Annotated in this window: 18 protein-coding genes; 16 read left to right on the forward strand and 2 right to left on the reverse strand. The window is 61.9% G+C overall.

Annotation, left to right across the window (positions count from 1 at the left end):
- Window positions 1–67: 67 nt before the first annotated feature.
- The 8 genes from DAAJ005_RS17820 (at window position 68) to DAAJ005_RS17855 (ending at window position 10,749) form a co-directional block, all read left to right on the forward strand.
- Window positions 68–1,354, forward strand: coding sequence for a VanW family protein (locus tag DAAJ005_RS17820; protein WP_192930821.1), 1,287 nt, complete (start codon window positions 68–70; stop codon window positions 1,352–1,354).
- 315 nt (window positions 1,355–1,669) lie between these two features.
- A complete protein-coding gene (gene aceB / locus DAAJ005_RS17825) occupies window positions 1,670–3,247 on the forward strand; it encodes a malate synthase A (RefSeq protein ID WP_151848271.1) in 1,578 nt (525 codons plus the stop codon).
- Complete coding sequence (locus DAAJ005_RS17830) at window positions 3,247–4,062, forward strand: IclR family transcriptional regulator (RefSeq protein ID WP_151848272.1); 816 nt, start codon at window positions 3,247–3,249, stop codon at window positions 4,060–4,062. Before aceB ends, DAAJ005_RS17830 begins: the two co-directional genes overlap by 1 nt.
- Before the next feature lie 89 nt (window positions 4,063–4,151).
- On the forward strand, window positions 4,152–5,531 hold the full coding sequence (locus DAAJ005_RS17835) for an aldolase/citrate lyase family protein (RefSeq protein ID WP_151848273.1): 1,380 nt from the start codon (window positions 4,152–4,154) through the stop codon (window positions 5,529–5,531).
- Window positions 5,528–6,787, forward strand: coding sequence for an allantoate amidohydrolase (locus DAAJ005_RS17840; RefSeq protein ID WP_151848274.1), 1,260 nt, complete (start codon window positions 5,528–5,530; stop codon window positions 6,785–6,787). The genes DAAJ005_RS17835 and DAAJ005_RS17840 overlap by 4 nt, the downstream gene beginning before the upstream one ends.
- Window positions 6,784–8,124 (forward strand): allantoinase, encoded by a 1,341-nt coding sequence (locus tag DAAJ005_RS17845; protein ID WP_151848275.1) that lies wholly within the window; start codon window positions 6,784–6,786, stop codon window positions 8,122–8,124. Before DAAJ005_RS17840 ends, DAAJ005_RS17845 begins: the two co-directional genes overlap by 4 nt.
- 87 nt (window positions 8,125–8,211) lie before the next feature.
- On the forward strand, window positions 8,212–8,976 hold the full coding sequence (allE, locus tag DAAJ005_RS17850; protein WP_151848276.1) for a (S)-ureidoglycine aminohydrolase: 765 nt from the start codon (window positions 8,212–8,214) through the stop codon (window positions 8,974–8,976).
- A 48-nt stretch (window positions 8,977–9,024) separates the two neighbouring features.
- Window positions 9,025–10,749: an NAD-dependent malic enzyme gene (locus DAAJ005_RS17855; RefSeq protein WP_151848277.1), complete on the forward strand. Its 1,725-nt coding sequence runs from the start codon at window positions 9,025–9,027 to the stop codon at window positions 10,747–10,749.
- A gap of 265 nt (window positions 10,750–11,014) precedes the next feature.
- On the opposite strand, the gene DAAJ005_RS17860 is transcribed toward DAAJ005_RS17855, so the two are convergent.
- Window positions 11,015–13,627 (reverse strand): YhgE/Pip domain-containing protein, encoded by a 2,613-nt coding sequence (locus DAAJ005_RS17860; RefSeq protein WP_151848278.1) that lies wholly within the window; start codon window positions 13,625–13,627, stop codon window positions 11,015–11,017.
- Between the two features lie 107 nt (window positions 13,628–13,734).
- On the opposite strand from DAAJ005_RS17860, the gene DAAJ005_RS17865 reads away from it, so the two are divergent.
- Window positions 13,735–14,343, forward strand: a complete 609-nt coding sequence (locus DAAJ005_RS17865; RefSeq protein WP_226342520.1) for a TetR/AcrR family transcriptional regulator — start codon at window positions 13,735–13,737, stop codon at window positions 14,341–14,343.
- An 89-nt stretch (window positions 14,344–14,432) separates the two neighbouring features.
- Here DAAJ005_RS17865 and DAAJ005_RS17870 read toward each other — a convergent pair whose 3' ends face one another.
- On the reverse strand, window positions 14,433–15,812 hold the full coding sequence (locus tag DAAJ005_RS17870) for a nucleobase:cation symporter-2 family protein (RefSeq protein ID WP_151848279.1): 1,380 nt from the start codon (window positions 15,810–15,812) through the stop codon (window positions 14,433–14,435).
- 515 nt (window positions 15,813–16,327) lie between these two features.
- On the opposite strand from DAAJ005_RS17870, the gene DAAJ005_RS17875 reads away from it, so the two are divergent.
- The 7 genes from DAAJ005_RS17875 to aceE all read left to right on the forward strand — a co-directional run bounded on the left by DAAJ005_RS17875 (window position 16,328) and on the right by aceE (window position 23,749).
- On the forward strand, window positions 16,328–17,824 hold the full coding sequence (locus tag DAAJ005_RS17875) for a UDP-N-acetylmuramoyl-L-alanyl-D-glutamate--2,6-diaminopimelate ligase (protein ID WP_151848280.1): 1,497 nt from the start codon (window positions 16,328–16,330) through the stop codon (window positions 17,822–17,824).
- A 28-nt stretch (window positions 17,825–17,852) separates the two neighbouring features.
- The gene (locus DAAJ005_RS17880) at window positions 17,853–18,098 is read left to right on the forward strand and encodes a CopG family ribbon-helix-helix protein (RefSeq protein WP_075831930.1); all 246 of its coding nucleotides are present in this window, start codon (window positions 17,853–17,855) and stop codon (window positions 18,096–18,098) included.
- Window positions 18,095–18,439 (forward strand): type II toxin-antitoxin system PemK/MazF family toxin, encoded by a 345-nt coding sequence (locus DAAJ005_RS17885; RefSeq protein ID WP_151848281.1) that lies wholly within the window; start codon window positions 18,095–18,097, stop codon window positions 18,437–18,439. The genes DAAJ005_RS17880 and DAAJ005_RS17885 overlap by 4 nt, the downstream gene beginning before the upstream one ends.
- A gap of 50 nt (window positions 18,440–18,489) precedes the next feature.
- Entirely contained in the window at window positions 18,490–18,639 is a 150-nt protein-coding gene (locus DAAJ005_RS19005; protein WP_192930822.1) for a hypothetical protein, read from the forward strand.
- Between the two features lie 95 nt (window positions 18,640–18,734).
- Window positions 18,735–19,922: an AAA family ATPase gene (locus tag DAAJ005_RS17890; RefSeq protein WP_151848282.1), complete on the forward strand. Its 1,188-nt coding sequence runs from the start codon at window positions 18,735–18,737 to the stop codon at window positions 19,920–19,922.
- A complete protein-coding gene (locus tag DAAJ005_RS17895) occupies window positions 19,915–20,676 on the forward strand; it encodes a DUF4435 domain-containing protein (RefSeq protein ID WP_192930823.1) in 762 nt (253 codons plus the stop codon). The genes DAAJ005_RS17890 and DAAJ005_RS17895 overlap by 8 nt, the downstream gene beginning before the upstream one ends.
- A 343-nt stretch (window positions 20,677–21,019) precedes the next feature.
- A complete protein-coding gene (aceE, locus tag DAAJ005_RS17900; protein ID WP_151848284.1) occupies window positions 21,020–23,749 on the forward strand; it encodes a pyruvate dehydrogenase (acetyl-transferring), homodimeric type in 2,730 nt (909 codons plus the stop codon).
- The last annotated feature ends 71 nt before the right edge of the window (window positions 23,750–23,820 follow it).

Below are 23,820 nucleotides of genomic sequence, written 5' to 3' on the forward strand. Positions count from 1 at the left end.
ATCCAACACACTGGGGGAGAAGCTTACGGGCCTCTCCCCCTTTTGCCGTTTAGAGAGGAAACCATTCATGACCTCATTCAAATTTCTCTTGATCTCTGCCAGCCTGACCGTGCTGGGCAGTCTGCTGACGGGCTGTGGGCCAGCCGAGGCGGAGGCGGTGACCAAAGGACCGCCTGTCATGGCCACTGCTGTTTCCCCAACGCCTCCCGCGCCTGCCTCAGCGACTACAAATGCAGATGCCCCGGCCCCCGGCAAGCCTCAACCGCTAGAACTGCGCTGGACGGTGCCGGAACCGCGTCTGTTGGGCGGACAGGTGGAGCGTCCGCTAATGAACATGTCGGCCAGCCTTGCACTGTCGCCCGCACAGATTGCCCAGATCAAGGAGGACGGCACGCTGGACGCCGTCCGGCAGGAGTTGGATGGGATATATACCGGAATCGATGACCGGCAACCGCGCGATGTCCGCTTCCGTCAGGTGGGCAAGGACTGGATCGGCGAGGCCCGTACCGGCTGGAAAGTGGACCGTGCAGCCAGCGAGAAGACCGTCCTGAAAGCGGTGCTGGGCGGCGAGACGCGCAGCACGCTGACGGTTGCGCTGGAAGCCCCGAACCGTAGTGTGCGCTGGGCCGCCGATAAGAAGATCGGTCATCTGGCAAGCGGTCAGTCCAGTTTCGCGGGCAGCCCCGATTTCCGGGTGCATAACATCCGTACGGGCGCGGAGAGGGTGCAGGGCGCGTGGGTTGCGCCGGGCAAAACATTCAGCTTCAACGCCCTGATCGGGCCGATCAACTCGGCGACTGGCTTTCAGCCTGGTTACGTGGTCACGGGCAACACCCTCTCCACCGAGGACGGCGGCGGTATCTGCCAGGTCAGCACCACCGTCTTCCGCGCGGCCTTCAACGCCGGGCTGCCCATCACCGAACGCCACGAGCATTCCTATCTGGTGGGCTATTACGAGCAACCGGGCCTGGACGCCGCCGTGTACGCCCCCAGCAAGGATCTGCGCTGGAAGAACGACACCGCCGCGCCACTGCTGGTGCAGACCGCCTGGGATTTGAAGGCCGAGACATTGACGGTCAGTTTGTTTGGAGCGAATGACGGACGCACGGTCAGGATTTCCGAACCGGCCATCAGCGCCCGCAAACCCGCCCCCGATCCAACATTCATGGTGGACCGCGCCTTAGAAAAGGGAGCGGCACGGCGCGTCGATATGCCTGCCGCCGGGCTGAAGGCCGTCATCACGCGCACTGTGACCTTCACAGACGGAAAGCAGAAAAAAGAGGATTTCGTCAGCCGGTACAAGGCGTGGGGCGGCGTATTCGCAGTGGCTCCAGGGGATGACCGGCTGCGGTAAACCCCGGCAGAACGAGGGGAGGCGGCGCGTTCGTCTCCCTTTCGCATTGAGGCTGCCTGCTGAGACTGTCTGCGCTGGAAGACAGCCCCGGCGGGCAGCAAAAACCCACAACCCCAGTGATGTAGACATTCCCTGTCCCTTCGAAACGGACAGGGGATTCACATTTGCCTCTAGTTTGCGTACAATGAAAATCAAGTTCATAGCACGGAATTTAATAGCGCAATTGAGCGCAGCAGTCCAGGGGTTCCCAGTTCAGACAGGCCAGTCCCGATTCAGGGATGTCACTTCCCACCCTTTTTCCCTTCAAGGAGTCTCATGAGCAACGCCGCCACCAGCAGCAACACCGCAGAAGGCTTGAAGTTCCTCGCCCCCGTCAGCGATCAGCAGCGCGAGGTGCTGACCCCGGAGGCGCTGGCCTTCGTGACCGAGCTGCACCGCCGCTTCGAGCCGCGCCGCCGCGAACTGATGCAGGCACGGGTGGACCGTCAGGCCCGTCTGGATGCCGGGGAACTGCCCGACTTCCTGCCCGAGACGCGTGAGATCCGCGAGGGTGACTGGAAGATTGCGCCGCTGCCGGGGGATTTGCAGGACCGCCGGGTGGAAATCACCGGGCCGGTGGACCGCAAAATGATCATCAACGCGCTGAACAGCGGCGCGCGCGTGTTCATGGCCGATTTTGAGGACGCCAGCAGCCCCACCTGGGACAACATGGTGGACGGCCAGCTCAACCTGCGCGACGCGGCCCGCCGGGACATCACGCTGGAGCAGAACGGCAAGTCCTACAAGCTGAACGAGAAGACGGCGGTGCTGCTGGCCCGCCCGCGCGGCTGGCACCTGCCCGAGAAGCACGTCACGGTGGACGGCGACACGCTGTTCGGCGCGTTCTTCGACTTTGGCCTCTACACCTTCCACAACGCGGCAGAACTGCTGAAGCGCGGCAGCGGCCCGTATTTCTACCTGCCCAAGCTGGAATCGCATCTGGAAGCCCGCCTCTGGAACGACATCTTCAACTACGCCGAGGAAACGCTTGCCATCCCGCACGGCAGCATCAAGGGCACGGTGCTGATCGAGACGATTCTGGCCACCTTCGAGATGGACGAGATTCTGTACGAGCTGCGCGACCACTCGGCAGGTCTGAACTGTGGGCGCTGGGACTACATCTTTTCCTACATCAAGAAGTTCCGCGAGCAGGGTGACCGGGTGCTGCCAGACCGCGCCAAGGTCAGCATGGCCGTGCCGATGATGAGCAACTACAGCAAACTGGCGATCCAGACCTGCCACAAGCGCGGCGCGCCCTCGATTGGCGGCATGAGCGCGTTTATCCCGGTCAAGAACGACGAGGCCGCCAACGAGAAGGCCTTCGCGCAGGTCCGCGCCGACAAGGAACGCGAGGCCACCAACGGCCATGACGGCACCTGGGTGGCCCACCCCGGCATGGTGCAACTCGCCACCGAAGTGTTTGACCGGATCATGCCCACCCCCAACCAGATTGGCAGCGGCAAGCAGATGGATTTCAAGGTGACGGCTGCCGATCTGCTCGTCCCGCCCGAAGGAACCATCAGCGAGGAAGGCGTCCGCATGAACATCAACGTGGGCATCCAGTACCTCGCGGCGTGGCTGCGCGGCAGCGGCGCGGTTCCCATCCACAACCTGATGGAAGACGCCGCCACCGCCGAGATCAGCCGGGCGCAACTGTGGCAGTGGCGCAAGCAGGGCGTGAAGCTGGAAGACGGACGCACCCTGAGCCACGAACTGTTCGACGAACTGTACGCCGACGAGGCCGGAAAACTGGGCGGCGACTTTGCAGACGCCACGAAACTGTTCAAGGAAATGTCCGTCCGCACCCCGCTGGCCGACTTCCTGACGCTGCCCGGCTACGAGCAGTTGGCGTAATGAACGACACCTCTCCCCCCAACACCCGCCAGAAGACAGGTCGCGCCCGCACGGGCGACGCGGGCAGCGTGCGGACGCTGGAACGCGGACTGAAGGTGCTGACCTCGCTGGCAGAACTGGGGCAGGCGTCTTTGACGCAGGTGGCCAAGGCGGCGGGATTATCGGCCAGCACCACCTACCGTTTGCTGGAAACCCTGCGCCAGAGCGGTTTTGTGGAGTGGGAGGAACGCAGCGGCCTGTTCAGCGTGGGCGTGCGCTCGTATCAGGTGGGCGCGGCCTTTGCCGGACGCAACACGCTGATGAATGCCGCGCAGTCCGAGATGATCTCGCTGGTCAATGATCTGGGCGAAACTGCCAATCTGGCCGTGCTGCGCGAGAACGAGGCGGTGTATGTGCATCAGGTGGAGGGCCGCCAACTGGTGCGGATGTTCGCGCAACTGGGCGCGGGCACGCTGCTGAACTGCTCTGGCGTGGGCAAGGTATTGCTGGCGTGGCAGGACGAGGAAGATGTGGCCGGGCGGCTGGGAGAACAACCCTACGCCGCCTTCACACCCAATTCGATCACCACGCTGCCCACCTACCTGAAAGAACTGGCGAAGGTGCGCACTCAGGGCTTCGCACTGGACGACGAGGAACGCGAGATCGGCGTGCGCTGCATGGCGACGCCGCTGCGCGACCACACCCGGCAGGTGGTGGCCTCGCTGAGCATCTCCGCGCCCACCTCACGCTTCAGCCGTGAGCAGATTCCGGCGTTCTACGAGCGTATGGAGGCGGCCTCACGCGCGATCTCGGCACGGCTGGGCTGGACGCCGTAATTCAAAGACCGAAGGCGTCCATGCCTGTGCGGACGCCTCTTTTTATAACCCGATAGATAGACGACTAAGTAAGCTCAGGAGGCTCGCCCATGAATTCAGCCCCGCTCAAGCTCAAGCCCGCCGCGCAGGAACTGGTGGCTGCATTGCACCGCCAGCTCAGGACGCGCTGGGAGGCGCTGGACGCCCCTAACCAGCCTGCCCCCGCCACGCCTCCGGACTACCGCGCCGCCGCACTTCCCAACGATCTGAAAAGCCGCCGGGTAGAGCTGATCGTGGAAGCCTCCGATTTGAAGGCGCTGGACGCTGCGCTGAACTCGGATGCAGACGCGCTGGTACTGGATTTTGACGATACCTTCACGCCCACGCGGGCCAATGTGGAAACGGCTTACGCCGCGGTAGAGACGGCGGCGAACAGCGACAAGCCCATCCTGGCCCGGCCCCGCGCACTGTATGCAGTGGAGGAGCATCTGGACTTTGGTGGCCCCGCCATCGCCGCCCTCTGCGATTTGGGCGTCATCCTGGCCGCGCGGCCCGAAACACCCATGCACATCTACATTCCCAAGCTGGAAACGGAACAGGAAGCGCAGTTGTGGGAGGACGCGCTGGCGCTGGCTGAAACGCATCTGGGTCTGGAAAAGAACGCGATTAAAGTCTGCGTCCAGATTGAAACCTACACCGCCTGCCTGCACGCCGACGCGCTGCTGTACGCGCTGCATGGACGGGCGTTTGGCCTGAATGCCGGGCGCTGGGACTACGTCTTTAGTCTGACCAAACGTGTGGGCGCACAGCGCGGAGCCATGCCGCCGCGCAATGACCTGACCATGGATCTGGACGCCATGCGCGCCTATGCCGAGGCACTGGTGCGCGTCTGCGAGGCACGCGGCGCACAGGCCATCGGGGGCAGTGCTGCCGTTGCGCCCAACGCCCAGAACCCCCAGCCCACGCTGGACGCCGTTCGCGCCGATAAGGTGAGGGAAGCCGCGCAGGGCTATGTCGCCGCCTGGGCCGGACTGCCGATGCTGCTGGATTCCGTGCGGGGAGCGTTTGGAAATGAGACTTCCCAGCCACTGCCCGCCGAAACTGCCGAGCGCACGCTGGAGCGCCTGCTGGACCTGCCCGCACCCTGTCCCCTACCGCTGAACGTGGTGCAAGACAGCATCGGCCTCGCACTGGCGGTGTTTGAGGCGTGGTACCACGGACGCGGCGTGGTGGTTCGCAATGGACGCATCGAGGACACGGCCACCGCCGAACTCGCCCGCGCCCAGTTGTGGCAGTGGGTGAAATGTGAGGCAGAGTTAGAAGGCGGGGATAAGTTAACGGCTGACCGTTACCTCTCTGAACGCCGCGCTCTAGCTGACGATGACACCGCTCAGGTCCGTCTGCTGGACCATCTGGTGCTTGCCCCCATCTGCCCCGAGTATTTTCCCCACGCCGCGCAATTGCTTCAGCCCCAGGAGGCCACCGTATGACCGCCAGTTCACATCCCTCTGTCTCCAACGAAACCGTTCAGGCGCTGAGCCAGAAGATTATGGACGCCTGCGCCGCGCTGGCCTGCTACACGGAAGTGGAGGGCGAGACCAACCGCCCCTTCCTGTGCCCCACGGCGCATCAGGTTCATGAGTATCTGACGGTGTGGGCCGACGCGCTGGGCATGACCACCTATGAGGACGCCGCCGGAAACCTGCGCTCGCGCCTGGCCGGGCCGACGCCGGACGCGCCGACGCTGTATCTGGCCTCTCATCTGGATACCGTGCCGAACGCGGGCGCCTACGACGGGATTCTGGGCGTGGTCATGGGGTACGCCATGCTGGAAGCGGTCAAGGGTGAGCGTCTGCCCTACGCGGTGGAAGTCGTGGGTTTCTCGGAGGAAGAGGGCGTGCGCTACGGCGTGCCCTTTATCGGCAGCCGGGCGCTGGTGGGCACCGTGGACGACATGCTGGAACTGCGCGACGCGGCAGGCCAGAGCGTGCGCGACGCCATCACCAACTACGGCCTGAACGTGGAGGAAATCGGCGAGGCGCAGTACAAGGGCAAGGCGCTGGGTTACTTTGAAATCCACGCCGAGCAGGGGCCGGTCTTGCAGGACCAGGGCGTGTCGCTGGGCGTGGTGGAAGGAATCGCGGGCCAGAACCGCCTGATCCTGAACTTCGTGGGGCAGGCCTCACACGCCGGGACGACACCGATGAACCTGCGCCGCGACGCACTGGCCGCCGCCACCCGCTTCGCCGTGGCTGCCGAGGACGTGGCCCGCGCTACCCCCGGACTGGTGGCCACCGTGGGCGTGATGCAGGCGTTCCCTGGGGCCATGAACGTGATTCCCAGTGAAGCCAACTGCACGCTGGACATCCGCCACGCGAAAGACGAGGTGCGGCTGAAGGCCCTGGAACATCTGATAGACACCGCCCAGGCTGTTTCCGAGGAACGCGGCGTCACCGTCACCATCACGCCCAAGATGGAGGAGAAGGCCACGCCGATGTCGGACACCTTCAAGGCGCTGCTGCACCGCGCCGCTGAAGCCGAAAGCCTGCCGCACCCCGAACTGGTCAGCGGCGCAGGCCATGACGCCATGATCATGGCCGCGCACATGCCGTCCGCCATGCTATTCGTGCGCTCACCCAACGCGCTGAGCCACCACCCCGATGAGCTGGTCTTGGTTGAAGATGTGGCCGACGCCCTGCGCCTGAGCGTGCGCTTCCTGCACCTGCTGGCCGACGAGAACGCATGAGCTTTGATCTGATCGTGCGCGGCGGCTTGCTGGTCACGCCAGACGGTGTGCGCCGCGCAGACCTGGGCATCAGCGGCGGCCAGATCGTGGAAGTCTCGGAGGAGATCACGGCGGACGGCAAGGCACTGGACGCCTCCGGGCTGCATATTTTTCCCGGCGTGGTGGATGCACACGTTCATTTCAACGAGCCGGGCCGCACCCACTGGGAAGGCTTTGAAACCGGCTCGCGGGCGCTGGTGGCGGGCGGTGGCACGTCGTTTCTGGACATGCCCCTCAACTCCTCGCCCCCGGTGCTGGGCCGCGCCGAATTTGACGCCAAGCGCGAGATCGGTGAGCAGAAGTCGCTGGTGGATTTCGGGCTGTGGGGTGGATTAACCCCCACCAATCTGGACCGTCTGGATGAGCTGGCCGAGGCTGGAGTGATCGCCTTCAAGGCGTTCATGAGCCACAGCGGGCTGGAGGAATTTCAGGCGGCGGATGACCTGACGCTGCTGGAGGGAATGCGAACGGCGAAACGTCACGGCCTCCTCGTCGGAACCCACGCCGAGAGCAACGAGCTGACGCGCGGCCTGACCGAACAGGTGCGGGCGGGCGGGCGTAAAGGCGTGCGCGACTATCTGGACAGCCGCCCCGTGCTGGCCGAGCTGGAAGCCGTGACCCGCGCTCTGCTGTTCGCCGAGGAAACCGGAGCCGCGTTGCACCTCGTGCATATAAGCAGCGGGCGGGCGGTGACGCTGGCTTACGAGGCCAAACAGCGCGGCGTGGACGTGACCATTGAAACCTGCCCCCACTACCTGCACTTCACCGACGAGGACGTGGAGCGCGTGGGCGCGGCCCTAAAATGTGCGCCGCCGCTGCGCTCAAAGACTGTGCAGGACGAGTTATGGACCGAGTTGCTGGCCGGACACATTGACATCGTGGGTTCGGACCACTCGCCCGCGCCACCCGACATGAAGACCAGCGACGATTTCTTTGCGCTGTGGGGCGGCATCAGCGGGGCACAGAGTACGCTGAATGTGCTGCTGACCGACGGGTACGGCCAACGCAAACTGCCGCTGGAAGCCATCGCCGCCCTGAGCGCCCTGAATCCCGCCCGCCGTTTCAACCTGCCGGGCAAGGGCCGTCTGGACGTTGGCGCTGACGCCGATCTTGCCCTGGTGCGCCTGGACGAGACTTTCAAACTGACCGAACTGCATGACCGCTGGCAGCAAAACCCCTTCGCGGGCCAGGACTACCGGGGCCGCGTGACGCACACGCTGTCGCGGGGCCGGACGGTCTATCAGGACGGCAAGTTTGACGACGCCGTGCGCGGGCGGTTGCTACGGCCTGGGGCGTAAAGCCCTTCTCTCTGCTTCAAGGCGAGACGCAAGACCTTCCAGCCTCTCCCTCTTTGTAAACCCCATCCCTGATTCAAAAGGAGCCACATGAAACACCTCGGAGCCACCCGCAGCGCACTGGAAAACGCGCACGCCGTCATCACCCCTGAAACGCACGTTCGCACCGCACTTGCCGAGTGGCCGGGCAGCGCCATCATCCTGCACATCGCGCCCGTGATCGGCACCCGCGCCCGCTTCGTGCAGTTCACGGCGGAGATGCCTGCTGGGGCAGCGGCCAAAGAGTCCGCACACGGCTACCAGCGTTTTGCCTTCGTGCTGAGCGGTGAGGTAGAGGCCGATGTAGACGGCGAGAAACGCACCCTCAAGGAATACGACTACGTGTACGTCCCGGCGGGCCTAGCGCACAACCTGACCGCCACATCGGACGCGCGCATTTCGGTGTTTGAGAAGCCCTATGAAGCTGTGGACGGCGTGACCGCTCCCGGCGTCTACTGGGGCAACGAGCGCGAGAATCCCGGCTACGCCTTTGAAGGCGATGACCACCTGATCGCCCGCAAACTGCTGCCCGACGAGGTTCCCTTTGACTTCATGGTCAGCACCATGAGCTTTGCGCCGGGGGCCAGCCTGCCCTACACGGAAGTGCATTACATGGAACACGGCCTGCTGATGCTGGAGGGCGAGGGCCTGTACAAATTGCAGCAGACGTATTACCCGGTCACCGTGGGCGACGTGATCTGGATGGGCGCGCACTGCCCGCAGTGGTACGGCGCGCTGGGCCGCGAGTGGAGCAAGTACCTGCTGTACAAGGACATGAACCGCCACCCGCTGTCCATGCTCGGCTCTGGCCTCTGAACTGACCCGCCGTCCTCCCTTCGCCTAACTTTTTAGAGGAGAACCCCCATGACCCAGACCACCCAGCCCCTGACCGATCACTACGACGTCAAGCGCGACTCAGACGGCCACCGCTACCTGCATCCCCTCGTGACGGGTTTCAACCTCACCCGCATTCCGCTGCTGAACAAGGGCACCGCCTTCACCGAGGACGAGCGCCAGAAGCTGAATCTGGACGGCCTGCTGGCCCCGCAGGTAGACACACTAGAAGTGCTGGCCGAGCGCATTTATGCCGATTACGGCAAGATCAAGGATCCGCTGGAGCGTCATGTGTTCCTCCGCAACCTGCAAGACCGCAACGAGGTGCTGTTTTACGCCCTGCTGGCCGCGCATGTGGAGGAAATGCTGCCCATCGTCTACACGCCGACCGTGGGCTTGGCCGTGCAGAAATTCAGCCAGATTTACCGTTACGCGCGTGGGCTGACCCTCAGCACCAACAACATTGAGCGGGCGGCGAAGGCGCTGGCAAACGTGCCGCTCAATGACGTGCGGATCATCGTTGCCACCGACAGCAGCGCGATTCTGGGCATCGGGGATCAGGGCTTCGGCGGCATGGCGATCAGCATTGGCAAGCTGTCGCTGTACACCGTGGCGGGCGGCGTCGGCCCCGACAAGACCTTGCCGGTGGAACTGGACGTGGGCACGGGCCGCGCCGACTTGCGCGAAGACCCGTCTTATCTGGGCGTCAAGCATGACCGCTTGAAGGGCGAGGAATACCTGCGCTTCGTGGACCGATTTGTGGAAGCCACCCTGGAACGCTTTCCCAAAGCGATCATCCAGTGGGAGGATTTCTCCAAGGACACCGCATTCATGGTGCTGGACCGTTACCGCAAGGTGGTGCCCAGCTTCAACGACGACATCCAGGGGACTGGCGCGGTGGTACTGGCCGGGGTGCTGAATGCCTGCCGTCTCAAGGGCGAGACGCTGGCCGATCAGCGAGTGGTCATCAGCGGTGCGGGTGCGGGCGGGGCCGGAGTCGCCGCCGCCATCCGCGAGGGCATGCGCCGCGAGGGTCTGACCCCCGAGCAGATCAGCGAGCGCGTATTTGTGCTGGATTCGCGCGGCCTGCTGACCGATGACCGCCAGATGGAGGAATACAAGAAGTCGCTGGCGACGCCCAAAGCCTTCACCGAGGGCTGGGCCGGAACGGGTCTGCTGGACGTGATCCGCGAGGGCAAGGCCACCGTGCTGCTGGGCCTGTCCGGCGTGCCGAACACGTTTGACGAGGAAGTCGTGAAGGCCGCGATGGCGAACACCCCGCGCCCGCTGGTCTTCCCCCTGTCCAACCCCACCGCCAACTGCGAGGCGTTGCCGGAAGACGTGCTGCGCTGGAGCAATGGCGCGGCCCTCGTTGCCACGGGTAGCCCCTTTGATCCGGTGGAATTGAACGGCCAGACCTACCCCATCGGGCAGGGCAACAACGCCTTTATCTTCCCCGGCCTGGGCTTCGGCGCAATCCTGGCCCGCGTGCGCGAGATCACCGACGAGATGGTCACCGAATCGGCCTATGCACTGGCCGCCTACACCCAGCGCCACCACCCTGGCCGCACCTTCCCACCCGTCTCGGAACTGGGAGCCGCCAGCCTGGAAGTGGCCGTGGCCGTGATCAAGCAGGCGCTGAAGGACGGCGTCGCCACCGAATTCAGCATCCGTGGCCTGAGCGACGAGCAGTTGCTGGAAGTGGTCAAGGCCAAGTTCTGGCAGCCCAAGTACCTGCCGTTTAAGGTGGAATAAGCGGTTAGGGAAATGGGAGAAGGGCGCGTCCGGGATGAGGTGGACGCGCCCTTTTTGGGTTGGGATGTTTGGGTGAGGTGCTGGGGTGGCTCCCACGAAAACCCCTCAGTCTGCTTCGCAGCCAGCTCCCCTCAAAAGGGAGCCAAGGAGCGCAGAAGATCGTCCAGCGCAGCAATCTCCTTGCCTCCCTTCTAAGGGGAGGTGGCGCGAAGCGCCGGAGGGGTTAAACCGTGGGAGCGTCCCGATCACACAGCACATATCTCCTTCACCCCCGCGCCAGCTCCTCCTTCTCGTGATGCACTTCCTCCGAGACCAGCGGCGAGGAAATGAGCGGCTTGAAATCCTCATCGGCCACCAGTTCCCAGCGGCGGCGTCCCAGCAGGCCCACGCCGACGCTGAGGACGGCAATGCCCAGCAGGATCAGCATGAAGGTGGCGTAGCTGCCCTGAAACGCGCCGCTGAGGGCGTGGCGGAAGGCATTGACGCTCTGTGTGACGGGCACGAAGTTGTGGATGGCCCCGAAGAAGGACGGCGAGAGTTCCACCGGATAGCTGCCGCCCGACGCCGCGAGCTGAAGCACCAGCAGCACCAGGGCGATCAGCCGCCCCGCCGCCCCGAACAGGAAGATCAGCGCCAGCACCAGCGTCAGGAAGGTCAGGCTGGAGGCCAGCGCTGTGGCGATCACCTGCGCCGGGTGCAGGAAGTCCACACCCAGCGCATGCACGCCCCAGACCACCAGCAAAGCCTGAACGCAGACCAGCGCAGCGGGAACGGCGGCCTTGCGGAGCATCCGCGCAAACTGCGAGGTGCCGCGTCCACTGCGGGGCAACTGGCTGTACGGAAAGATAAAGGTAGTCAGCGTGACGCCCACCCACAGACTCAGGGCCATGAAATATGGCGCGAACCCGGCCCCGTTGTTCTTGACCGGGGCGAAGGTCTGGGTCACGGGCAGCACGCTGGCGCTGAGGCCCGCCGGATCGCCGCCGAGTTGCTCGGTGTCGGCGGGAATCTTGCTGTAAAGGGTGTTCAGCCCGTCGCGCAGTTTGACGGCCCCAGCGTCCAGATCAGTCGCCCCGGTCTGGAGTTTGGTGGCCCCGCTGCTCAGCGTTTTCAAACCGTTGCTTAAGTCACCAGATTTCGTAGCCAGGGTAGAGGCTCCAGTTTTCAGGCTGTCCAGATCGCTCTGCGCGGGCAGTTGAGTGGTGATCTGGCCTAGCGCATCCTTGATCTTGAGGTTGCCATCAACGAGGGTATTCACGCCGTTCTGAAGGGAGGTTGCGCCCACACTCAGATCAGCCGCCCCTTTGGCCGCCTCGCCGGATTTCTGGGCCAGTGTCGCCGCGCCGCTCTGGAGTTGCGCTGTGCCTGCCGTGAGTTGCGCGGCCCCGGCGCTGAGCTGCTGCGCACCTTTCACGGCGGTTGTAGAGGCGGTGGAGGCGTCTTTCAAACCCGTGGCAAGAGATGCCGCGCCCGTCTGCACTTTGGCCGTGCCTGCCGCCAGATCGGTGGCCCCAGCCGCCAGTTGTCCGGCGCTGACAGCAGCCTTCTGCGCCCCGTCCGCCAGTTTGGGCAGCGCGTTGCTCAGGCTGTTGCTTCCCGCATGGACCTGCGTGGCCCCGCTGTTGATCTGTGCGACGCCGCCCTTGAGTTCGCCCGGCAACAGCGCCTGATCCTTCACGGATTCATTCAGGGTCTTGGTTCCGGTGGCGAGTTCAGCGGCCCCCTGATTCAGTTTGTTGGCCCCATCTGTGGCCTGCTGCAAGCCGCCCGACAGGTCTTTCAATCCACCCGCGAGCTGCTTATTCCCGGCAGCCACTTTCCCGGCCCCGGCGTTGGCCGCTTTTGCCCCAGCCGAGAGCTGATTCGCCCCGTCCGAAAGCTGATCCAACCCGGTCTGAAGCTGGGGAAGTTTGGAAGCCAGTTCCTTGCTGCCGCCCGCCAGTTGCGCCGCGCCTGTATTGGCGTTCCTCGCACCGTCCGAGAGTGTGGAAGCTCCAGCCGAGAGTTGATTCAGACCGCCCGACAACTTGACCGCCCCGCTCTGAAGCTGCCCCACGCCAACTTGCAACGGTGCGAGCTGGGCCTGACCGGGCGCTGCCGCCTCTAGCTGGCGCAGACCGCTGGAGAGTTGGGCGCTGCCGTCCGTGAGCCTGCCGACGCCGGAAGACAGCGATTTCGCGCCGTCCGTCAGTTGTGCGACGCCGCTCGCCGCAGCCTTCGCGCCAATTGCCAGATCAGCCGCACCACCCCTGAGCGCCTTTGTGCCGTCTTCCAGGGTGACCGCACCGTCGCGCAGTTTTCCGGTGGCCGTGCGAATGTCATTAAATCCCTTCTGCACGTCTTTGAGCGAATCGCCCACCACCTCCCAGCGGTTCTCGCCCAGCGTGCGGTTCAGTTCGTCGCTCAGCGTCGTGGCAAAGGTGGAGGCCACGCGGCTGGCGAAGTAGCTGCCACCCTCGGAGACGTAGAACTTGAGCAGGCCGTGGCTGGAGCTGCTGCCCGTGACTGCTTTGGCGCTGAAATTGGCGGGCAGCGTCAGCGCGAAATAGGCGTCGCCACGCCGCACGGCTTCCTGTGCCGCCGCCTCGCTGGGATAGCTCAGGTAGTTGAATTTGGGATCGTCGCGCAAATCCTTGACGACTTCCGCGCCCAGCCGGACTTCCTCGCCCCGGTTCCGGGTGCCCGTGTCCAGATTGACCAGCGCCACGGGCAGGTTTTTCAGGTTGCCGTAGGGGTCAATCGCGCTGCCCAGATAAATGCCCGCGTACAGCAGCGGCACCACGGCAATGGCAGCGGCGGACAGCCACATCATGGGATGCCGCCACAGGCTGCGCTCGGCGGGAGTCAGGATTTTGAAGTCTTGGGTCAATCTGGACATTGAGGCTCCTTGAAGGGTGAAACGCGGCTCCCCGAATATCAGCACTATCTTCCTTTATTGACACTTCGTCAAGTGACAGAACGTCAATTAAATGTTAGACTCTCTTTATGACCATGCTTGATTCGCCCTCCCCCGCCCGCCGACTGAGTGCGGAGAACCGCCGCGAGCAGATTCTGGAAGCCGCGTCGGCGTTGTTTATCGAGAAGGGCTTTGAGGCCGTGGGCATGAACGATATCGCCCGCGCACTCCAGACCTCGCGGCCCACGGTCTACGGCTATTTCACGTCCACAGAGGACATGCTGCGCGCCCTGCTGGCCGGGCGGCTGCCCGCCATGTGGGAACGGCTGCGGCCCTTGCTGCCCGCTTCCGGCGAGTTCCAAGCCGGAACCTTCAGCGCCCTGTTTCTGGCCCTGCTGCATGAGCGCGAACTGCTGCTGCTGTTGCACAGCGGCGGCGGCCCGATCTTCCGCGAGCAGCGCGCCGATTTCCTGCGGCAGTTGCAGGAATGGACCACGCCGTACCGCCGGGCAGAGGCACGCCAGCCCCAGACCCTGCACCTGATCACGCTGTTGCTGGAGGCGGCGGCAGTGGAAGCGGTGCGGGGGGAGCAGAGCGAGGCAGAGGTGCAGGCCAAAGGAAAGACACAGGCGCGAGTGCTGGGGCAGTTCATAGCGGGGGGCATGGCGGGTCTGTCGTCCGAAATGCAGCTCTCCTGAACCCGGCACCACGCCTCTGCATCCTTCCAGCACACAAGAAAAGCCCCCCACCATTCCTGGCAAGGGGGCTTTTGTCTGTCTCTCTGGCTTCAGCCGTGGAAATCCCTGGCTTCCGGCGCGTGGCCCGTGGAGTCGGCCAGCGAGGACGGGTGCGGCGTGTTGTTGCCCACGATGTTAAACAGGATGTTCAGCAGGATCGCGGCGATGGCGGCAGAGGTGATGCCGCTGTCCAGCACCAGCGAGACCTGCTCGGGCAGTTTCTCATACAGGGTGGGCACGGTAGAGGGGATGACACCCAGCGCCACGCTGACGGCCACGATGGTCAGGTTGCGGGTGTCGTTCATGTTGACCTTGGTCAGCGTCTGCACCCCGGCAGCAGCCACGGTCCCGAACAGCACCAGTCCAGCGCCGCCCAGCACGGGCAGGGGGATCGAGGACACCAGCGCGCTCAGTTTGGGAATGAAGCCCAGCAGCATCAGGATGATCCCGGCCACGGCCACCACGAAGCGGCTCTTGATGCCGGTAAAGCGCACCAGCCCCACATTCTGCGCGAAGGCGGTGAAGGGGAAGACGTTGAACACGCCGCCCAGCACGGTGGACAGGCCATCGGCGCGCAGGCCATTGGCAACCATCCTGGCGTCCACGTCTTTCTCAACCACTTCGCCAATGGCCAGGATGTCGGCGGTGGTTTCCACCATCACCACCAGCATCACCAGCAGCATGGACAGCACCGGCACGAAGGCGAAGGTGGGGGTGCCGAAGTGGAAGGGCGCGGTGAAGCCGAACCACGCGGCGGTGGCGACGCCGGAGAAGTTTGCCAGACCGAAGATGGCCGCCACGATGGTCCCGATGACCAGACCCAGCAGCACCGAGACCCGGCTCAGGAAGCCCTTGCCGAAGCGGGTGAGCAGCAGCACGATGATCATGGTCAGCAGCGCCAGGCCCAGGCTGGCCGGGTTGCCAAAAGACTCTGCCGCCGGGTTGCCGCCCCCGGCCCAGCGGATGGCGACGGGCATCAGCGAAACACCGATCATCAGGATCACGGTTCCGGCCACCACGGGCGGGAAGAAGCGCAGCAGCTTGGAGAAGTACGGCGCAAGCAAAACCGTCAGAACGCCCCCGGCGATCACTGCCCCGTAAACCCCTGGCAGCCCGTAGGCCTTGCCGATGGCGATCATGGTGGCCACGGCGGCGAAGGTGGTGCCCTGCACGATGGGCAGCTTGGCCCCGAAGCCCTTGAAACCGATGGTCTGGATCAGCGTGGCGACGCCGCACATGAAAAAGCTTGCGCCGATGATGCGCACGAGATCATCGGGTGCCAGACCCAGCGCGGTGGCGAGGATCAGCGGTACGGCCACGATGCCGGCGTACATGCTCAGGACGTGCTGAAGGCCGAAGGCGATCATGTTCTGAACGGGCAGAACTTCATCTACGGGGTGGACGTTGTTGCGCGTTGGTGTTGTCGTCATGTTTCCTCCGGGCTGACCGTCTGGGCCAGTGCAGATTGCGTTGATGCGTCTAGAAGTGGCCTGCCGCGCGTAACCGCCGAACCTGCCCCGTGCTTCCTACGGTTGCCCTCCAGCCCTCCCCGGGTCTTTTTACTTAGCTGTCTAATTTCCATTGAGTGTAAAAGGTTTTCAAAATACTGTCAAGGTTCAGTCAGGTTCGGCTCATGGTGCTGAAAATGGCTTGCTGGATGGCAAAAGTCGGCTAGGCCGCCAAGCGTTAAACCCAGTCCAGTAATGAGTTACTGAGACAGTTACAACTCTAAAGGACAAATGCCATTTGTGTAGAAGAATGTCCAGCACGACTTTTAGAGCGGCAGACCATCGATCTTTCTGCATACGGTGGCCCACGAAGTTACAGCGGGGGAAAGCGCCTCCTTAACAAGCTCGACTGTCCGGCTCGTGGGGACGGGCAGTCAACTGATCGGCATTCCAGGCGTCCTGCTGCCCGGATCGCCCGCCCCTGCTACGCTCGGCGCATGCGTCTGCAAGCCCTGGCCGCCGCCCTCCACCTTCCCGCCACCGATCTGCCAGACATAGAAGTGCGCGGCGTCACCCACAACGCCGACTGGGCCGGGCCGGGAGACGTGTTCGTGGCGATTCGCGGGGCGCGTTTCGACGGCCACAGCTTTATAGACAAGGTGCGGCAGGCCGGGGCGGTGGCGGTGCTGGGCGAGGGCTTGCCGGACGACATGACCTCTTCCTTGCCCTACCTGCGGGTGCCGGATGCGCGGGCGGCGCTGGCAGACGCGGCGGCAGCCATAGAGGGCTATCCCAGCCGGGAGTTGCGCGTGGTGGGTATTACAGGCACCGACGGCAAGACCACCACCGCATGGCTGACCCGTCATCTGCTGCGGGCGGCAGACCTGCAAACGGGCCTGCTGAGTACGGTGGGCTATGAACTGCCGGACGGCGAACTGCGGCACTTTCCGGCACACTTCACCACGCCCGAGGCCCCGCAGGTCCAGAGCACCCTGCGCGAGATGGTGGCGGTGGGGGCAGACGCGGTGGTGCTGGAGGCCAGCAGCCATGCGCTGGCGCTGGAGCGGGTGCGCAGCGTGGACTGGGACGTGGCGGTCTGGACCCACCTGAGCCGCGAACACCTGGATTTTCACGGCACGGTGGAGAACTACTTTGCCGAGAAACGCAAGCTGGTGGAACGCGCCCGCTTTGCGGTCCTGAACGCGGACGATCCGTGGACGGCGCGGCTGACCGGTCTGGCCCCGCAGGAAACCACCTACAGCGCCGAGGGCAGTGAAGCCGACTGGGCGGCGCACGACATCGAGGAAGGTGCGGGCGGGTTGAGCTGGCGCGTGACCTCTCCACTGGGAGAATTTGGGGCGCAGTTGCCGATGATCGGGCGCTTCAACGTGGCGAACGCGCTGGCGGGCATGGCGGCGGCGGCACACCTGGGGGCCTCGGCGGAGCAACTGGTGGCAGGGCTGGCGTCCTTCCGGGGGGTGCCGGGGCGCATGGAACTGCTGGCGGGGGACGGCCCCGCCTCCGAACACCCGGCCCCGCGCGTGATCGTGGATTTTGCGCACACGCCGCCCAGCCTGGAAAAGGCGCTGGCTACCCTGCGTACCACCACGCCGGGGCGGTTGTGGGTGCTGATCGGCTCGGCGGGGGGGCCACGCGATCCGGGCAAGCGTGCGCCGCTGGGCGAGGTGGCCGCGCGGCTGGCCGATCACGCCGTCTTCACCGAGGAGGACTGCCGCGACACGCCGCTGGACGACATTCTGCGCGAGATGGAACGCGGGGCGCGGGCGGGCGGGCGCACGAACTTCACCACCATCCCAGACCGGGCGGGGGCGATTGCCTGGATCATCGGGAAGGCGCAGCCAGGGGACACCGTGCTGCTGGCGGGCAAGGGACCAGAGGACACGCTGGAACGCGCCCACGAGACGGTTCCCTGGAATGAGGTGGCCGTGGCGCGGGGCGCACTCTCCGACTGGCAGATGGCCGCACGGCGGTAATCGAAAAAATCGTGCCATAATGAATGGCATGACCAGTGCCACCCGGATCAGTGCGACAGTCTCCGCAGACCTTGCTGATTTTCTGGACGAGTATCAGCAGACCCACGGTCTGGATTCGCGGAGTGCAGCCCTTGCTGAAGCCATCCGCGCCCTGCGTGAACGTGTGCTGGACGCTGCTTATCAGGAGCTGGGCGACGCGCAACGTGCTGGACAGGAAACCTATCCTGCCGACAATCTCGATGGTCTGGACCTCAATGGTCTGGACGGCGCATGAAATTGATCCGGCGCGGCGACATCTGGCTGATTAACTTTCGCCCGGACGGACGCGAGGGCGAGGCGGGGCAAACACACCCAGGCATCGTGGTTTCCAACAATGCCAACAACGCCAGAGCGCCGCTGCTTCAGACTGTTCCGCTGACCAGCAACACCGGGCGTGTTTACGTGACCAACGTGGTATTGCCCAATCAGCGCACGGGTCTGGACTATGACAGCAAGGCACAGATCGAGGCCACCCGCGCCACCCATGTCAGCCGTCTGGTCAAGAGGCTGGGCTTCGTGCCGGACGACCTGATGCTGGAGATTGACGGAAAGTTGCGGATGCATTTCGGGCTGTAATTCAACCACCCCAAAATCTTCCCACCGCCCCACCCGCTATCCTTCCTCCCATGTCCCCCACCTTCAGCGCCTTCATCGGCTTCTACCCCACCGCCGATCTGGCCGCCACGCACGCCTTTTATGTCGGCACGCTGGGGCTGACGCTGGCGCGGGACCACATCTATGCGCAGGGGCTGGGTGGGGAGAGCGTAGAAGTTTAAGAGTCTATTAGAACCTATAACTAACTAAATTAACACCCACAATTAATTTAGTTAGCATATTTAAATTCTAGTAGTCTAGCAAAATCGGAGAGATAATGAAAATTAAGGAAGTTGTTGTCGTGAAACTAAACGGTGTCTATAACTATCAAGTTAAATTTCATGATGATATAAATATCATTACCGGGTTGAATGGTTCTGGTAAGTCTACTTTCATAAAACTTATATGGTATATTATCAGTGGAAATTTAGAGAGAATTCCCGCAGAAATTAATGTTTTATCAGCGAAAGTTATTACTGACTCCTATACTGTAAGCATCGAACTTACCGGCACTCCAGATAACGATAATGTCATTAAAGGCAGATCGTATAAAATTACCTATAAATCTGATAAAAACAACAGAGAAGTTACTATACCTATGTCTCAAATCTCCGCTAATAATGATCTAGATGAGATCAACAAATTCGTTGCGAAGCAAGCTGGGTCACTCTTCTTCCCAACATATAGAAGAGTTGAATGGGGAAGTGAGTCTAGTGAGGCAAATAGATTATTCAATCATAGAGTGTTTGGTGAGCCTAGATCTGCTTTAGAAGTAATTGGAACAACATTAGACAAAGTTTCAAAAGAAATTTCGGTATATAAACATAAATTTGTGACTTCAATTTCAGTTGATGATATCATTGAACTAATAACAGAAAAATACGCAAATATTTCTCGAATTAATAATTTAGTCCAAAATCAGTTATCTGAAACCATAATCAACAAGATCGAAAGCCACAAAACTGAGAATAGTCGTGAAAGTAATGCTATTATGCAGTCCATCAAGAATGATATCGAAACATCAAATTCACGTAGAGAAAAGAATATGATGCCTTTAACACAATTTAGCGAATTAGCTGGGGACGTTCTGGGTAATAAAAAAGTCAAAATAACAAGATTCATCACTTTAGGAGATGAAAGAAATAAGGAAGTTCCTGCTTATCTACTGTCGGCAGGGGAAAAGCAGATGATTGGCTTTCTGTGTTACAATGCGTTATACCAAAATATACCAATAATTATAGACGAGCCAGAATTAAGCTTACACACAGATTGGCAGCGCACATTATTTCCCTTATTATTATCACAGCATACCAAAAATCAATTTATTGTAGTTACTCATTCTCCATTTATATATTCTAAATATAGAGATAGAGAGATTATATTCAATAAAGATCGTGGAGACACTGAATCCCAAGACGAAATTGACTCTATTTCAACATCTTTTAAACATGGCGAGAATGAGTAAGAAGGGACGCGACGGACTGGAGCCTGAAATAATAATCTCAACACTTAAGCATACAAATATACCAACTCTTCTTGTAGAGGGTACAGGTGATGTAGGTATCTACAGATGGCTAGAAAAAAGATTAGGTGTAGGCAAGGTTGATATTTTACAATGTGGTGGCCGCTCAGATTTACTCGAAATTTACTCTAGGAGAGGGGAGTTTGATACTAAGCCAGTGGTCTTTCTAGCGGATTTGGACGACTACATTTATTTCGGTGTGAATATAAAATATAATGAAATCATATTTACTAGCGGTTATTCAATTGAAAACGATATCATCTGTGATAATAGTATTGATTATTTATTTGATGAGTCTGAAAAAAGTGATTTTGAAAATGCTTTGACAAGGATGATCGAGATATACTCGGAGAAGGTTTCCCGACGCAGTTCTGATCCATCAGAGGACTTGGCACTTCATCCTAGCACCTATTATGATTTTGAACGCTCCGCTTTCATAACCTCAAATATATTTGAACAGTATCAGAAAGATGAGCTATGGTTTGATCATATTAAAGCTGATCCAAAAATCCTTATAAGAGGTAAAAATATTGTAAGTTTGTATGCAGCAATTTTATCGCGCACATCACGTCAGTCAAAGTTCTCGAAGGCTAATATAGTCGAAATACATCTCAAGCAGAGCGCGTTACCCATGCCTATCGCGAGAACACTGGTTAAAATACGATACAAATTCAGGGCTTTGGGTATAGCGATCTAAGAACTACCACCTGTTTACTTACACACCCCCAAACCTCCTCAACCCATCCCATTCCCCCAACCAACTCTTTCCCGGCCAGGGACAGGAAGTACCAGCCGTCTGCCGCGCCATGATCCACCACCAGATTATAAGTACCGCCCTCCAACGTGCGCGCCAGCGTCTGGCCTTTGCGGGCGGTAACGCCGTGACCGCTGTACGGCGCAGACTTCATCCAAAACAGCTTTCAGTAGGGCAGCGGCGCGGCACCAACAACCCGCATTCCCAGCCACTCACCACCCGGCGTGGTCAATGCCCCCACACCATCCTGTTGGAAGTGTGGAAGGGCGTGGCCTAGACTGGCCCCATGACGAAACAGCCGCCCAACCGCCCGCCGCGCGCGGGACTTCCTTCGCAGGAACGCGATTCGGTCAACCACATAGAGACGCAGGAGTGGCTCGATTCTCTGGCCTATGTGTTTGCCGACGCGGGCGACAACCGCGCGGCGGAACTGCTGACCGAACTGGACCACTACGCCTATTTTCAGGGCGCACCCATCGAGTTCAAGCAGAACACGCCGTACATCAACACCATTGATGTGGACGCGCAGCCCGAGTACCCCGGCAACGAGGCGCTGGAGCTGAAGTTCCGCAACGCGATCCGCTGGAACTCGGTGATCATGGTGCTGCGCGCCAACAAGGCCAGCGACGGCATCGGCGGCCACCTCGCCACCTACGCCAGCGCCGCCGAGCTGCTGGAAGTCGGCTTTAACCACTTCTTCCGGGGGCCGGAAGCCGGGCCAGACCGCGACATGGTGTTCTTCCAGGGCCACGCCAGCCCCGGCGTGTACGCCCGCAGCTTCCTGGAAGGCCGCTGGGGCGAGGACCGCATGAACCGTTTCCGGCGCGAACTGTCGCCCGACGGCCCCGGCCTCGCCAGCTACCCCCACCCCTGGCTGATGCCCGACTACTGGGAATTTCCCACCGTCAGCATGGGCCTCGGCCCCATTCAGGCCATTTATCAGGCGCGCTACATCAAGTATCTGGAAAACCGCAGCCTCAAGCCCAAGGGCGACGCCCGCGTCTGGGCCTTCCTGGGCGACGGCGAGATGGACGAGCCGCAGAGCATCGGCGCGATCCGCTTTGCCGCCTACGAGAACCTGGACAACCTGATCTTCGTCCTCAACGCCAACCTCCAGCGCTTGGACGGCCCGGTGCGCGCCAACTCCAAGGTCATCCAGGAGTTCGAGGCGCTGTTCCGGGGCGCGGGCTGGAATGTCATCAAGGTGATCTGGGACGGCAAGTGGGACGAGCTGCTTCAGAAGGACTACAACGGCACCATCGTCAAGCGCTTTGAGTTGCTGGTAGACGGCGAATCGCAGCGTTACGCGGCCTTCGGCGGCAAGGAGCTGCGCGAGAAGTTCTTCAACACCCCCGAACTCAAGCGCCTGATCGAAGGCTGGAGTGATGCCGATCTGGAGCTGCTGAACCGGGGCGGCCACGACGTCCACAAGATCTACGCCGCCTACAAGGCCGCCACCGAACACAAGGGCAGCCCCACCCTGATCATCCCGCGCACCGTCAAGGGCTACGGCCTGGGCGAGAGCGCGCAGGCCCGCAACGTGGCCCACAACGTCAAGAAGCTGGACGTGGCCAGCCTGATGGCCCTGCGGACGCTGCTGGAACTGCCCCTGACCGACGAGCAAGTCGAGCATCTGGAGTACTACAACCCCGGCCCCGAAAGCCCGGAGGTCAAGTACGCGCTGGAACGCCGCGCCGCGCTGAGCGGTCTGGTGCCCTCGCGCCACGTCGAGTACCCGCACCCCACGGTGCCCACCGGCGAGTTCTACGAGGAATTCGCGGGCGGCAGCAAGGGCCGCGCCGTGTCCACCACGATGGCCGCCGTCTCGATCCTCAGCAAGCTGCTGCGCGACAAGGAAATCGGCAAGTACATCGTGCCCATCGTGCCCGACGAGGCCCGCACCTTCGGCATGGACGCGCTGGTCCCGCGCATCGGGATTTACAGCCCGCGCGGCCAGACCTACACCCCTGTCGATAGCGGCTCATTGATGGTCTACAAGGAAAGCATCGACGGCCAGATGCTGGAAGAGGGGCTGACCGAGGACGGCGCGATGTCCTCGTGGATCGCCGCCGCCACCAGTTACGCCAACCACGGCGTGCCCACCATTCCCTTCTATGTCTTCTATTCCATGTTCGGCATGCAGCGCATCGGCGATCTGGTGTGGGCTGCCGCCGATCAGATGGCACGCGGCTTCCTGCTGGGCGCGACTGCCGGGCGCACCACCCTCAACGGCGAGGGTTTGCAGCATCAGGACGGCAACAGCCACCTCCAGGGCTACGTGGTCCCCAACATGAAAACCTACGATCCGGCCTTCGCCTACGAGCTGGCGGTGATCATCGAGGCGGGCATCCAGCGCATGTACGTGGACGGCATCAACGAGTTCTATTACATCACCGTGGACAACGAGAACGAGATTCAGCCCGCCATGCCCGACGACGGGCGCACCCACGAAGAAATCCACGACGGGATTCTCAAGGGCATGTACCTGTTCCAGCGCAACGCCAATAAAAAGGCCAAGCTGCGCGCCCAGATTCTTGCCAGCGGTCCCGCAATGGACGCCGCCCAGAAGGCCATAGAGATGCTGGCCGACTACGGCGTGGCCGCAGACCTGTGGAGCGTCACCAGCTACAAGGAACTGCATCAGGACGCCCTGCTGACCCAGCGCCACAACATGCTGCACCCCACCGAGACGCCGAAGGTCAGCTACGTGGCCGAGCAACTGACCCCCGAGAACGCTCCCGGCGTCCTGATCAGCGTCAGCGATTACGTGAAGCTGGGCGCGGACGGTCTGAACGGCCACCTGGACCGCAAGCTGTGGACCCTGGGCACCGACGGCTTTGGCCGCAGCGAGGGCCGCGCCGAACTGCGCGACTTCTTCGAGGTAGACGCCAAGCACGTCGTCGTGGCGACCCTCTACGCCCTCCAGCGCGACGGCAAGGTCAAGGGCGACGTGGTGGCCAAGGCGATTGCCGATCTGGGCATCGATCCCGAACGCGCCGCACCCGTCCTGCGCTAAGTCACCACCTCTTTTAGCCCCTCCCCCTTTATGGGGGAGGCTGGGAGGGGGTAAACCGCAAGCGCCCCCAG

Source organism: Deinococcus sp. AJ005, from assembly GCF_009017495.1.
Classification (GTDB): Bacteria; Deinococcota; Deinococci; order Deinococcales; family Deinococcaceae; genus Deinococcus.

Excerpts from the sequence above, each read along its gene's own strand:
- DAAJ005_RS17875 (WP_151848280.1), top strand. The coding sequence starts at position 16,328 with ATGCGTCTGCAAGCCCTGGCCGCCGCCCTCCACCTTCCCGCCACCGAT.
- DAAJ005_RS17865 (WP_226342520.1), top strand. The coding sequence starts at position 13,735 with ATGACCATGCTTGATTCGCCCTCCCCCGCCCGCCGACTGAGTGCGGAG.
- DAAJ005_RS17845 (WP_151848275.1), top strand. The coding sequence starts at position 6,784 with ATGAGCTTTGATCTGATCGTGCGCGGCGGCTTGCTGGTCACGCCAGAC.
- DAAJ005_RS17895 (WP_192930823.1), top strand. The coding sequence starts at position 19,915 with ATGAGTAAGAAGGGACGCGACGGACTGGAGCCTGAAATAATAATCTCA.
- aceB (WP_151848271.1), top strand. The coding sequence starts at position 1,670 with ATGAGCAACGCCGCCACCAGCAGCAACACCGCAGAAGGCTTGAAGTTC.
- DAAJ005_RS17835 (WP_151848273.1), top strand. The coding sequence starts at position 4,152 with ATGAATTCAGCCCCGCTCAAGCTCAAGCCCGCCGCGCAGGAACTGGTG.
- aceE (WP_151848284.1), top strand. The coding sequence starts at position 21,020 with ATGACGAAACAGCCGCCCAACCGCCCGCCGCGCGCGGGACTTCCTTCG.
- DAAJ005_RS17885 (WP_151848281.1), top strand. The coding sequence starts at position 18,095 with ATGAAATTGATCCGGCGCGGCGACATCTGGCTGATTAACTTTCGCCCG.
- DAAJ005_RS17870 (WP_151848279.1), bottom strand. The coding sequence starts at position 15,812 with ATGACGACAACACCAACGCGCAACAACGTCCACCCCGTAGATGAAGTT.
- allE (WP_151848276.1), top strand. The coding sequence starts at position 8,212 with ATGAAACACCTCGGAGCCACCCGCAGCGCACTGGAAAACGCGCACGCC.
- DAAJ005_RS17880 (WP_075831930.1), top strand. The coding sequence starts at position 17,853 with ATGACCAGTGCCACCCGGATCAGTGCGACAGTCTCCGCAGACCTTGCT.
- DAAJ005_RS17855 (WP_151848277.1), top strand. The coding sequence starts at position 9,025 with ATGACCCAGACCACCCAGCCCCTGACCGATCACTACGACGTCAAGCGC.
- DAAJ005_RS17830 (WP_151848272.1), top strand. The coding sequence starts at position 3,247 with ATGAACGACACCTCTCCCCCCAACACCCGCCAGAAGACAGGTCGCGCC.
- DAAJ005_RS19005 (WP_192930822.1), top strand. The coding sequence starts at position 18,490 with ATGTCCCCCACCTTCAGCGCCTTCATCGGCTTCTACCCCACCGCCGAT.
- DAAJ005_RS17840 (WP_151848274.1), top strand. The coding sequence starts at position 5,528 with ATGACCGCCAGTTCACATCCCTCTGTCTCCAACGAAACCGTTCAGGCG.
- DAAJ005_RS17820 (WP_192930821.1), top strand. The coding sequence starts at position 68 with ATGACCTCATTCAAATTTCTCTTGATCTCTGCCAGCCTGACCGTGCTG.
- DAAJ005_RS17890 (WP_151848282.1), top strand. The coding sequence starts at position 18,735 with ATGAAAATTAAGGAAGTTGTTGTCGTGAAACTAAACGGTGTCTATAAC.
- DAAJ005_RS17860 (WP_151848278.1), bottom strand. The coding sequence starts at position 13,627 with ATGTCCAGATTGACCCAAGACTTCAAAATCCTGACTCCCGCCGAGCGC.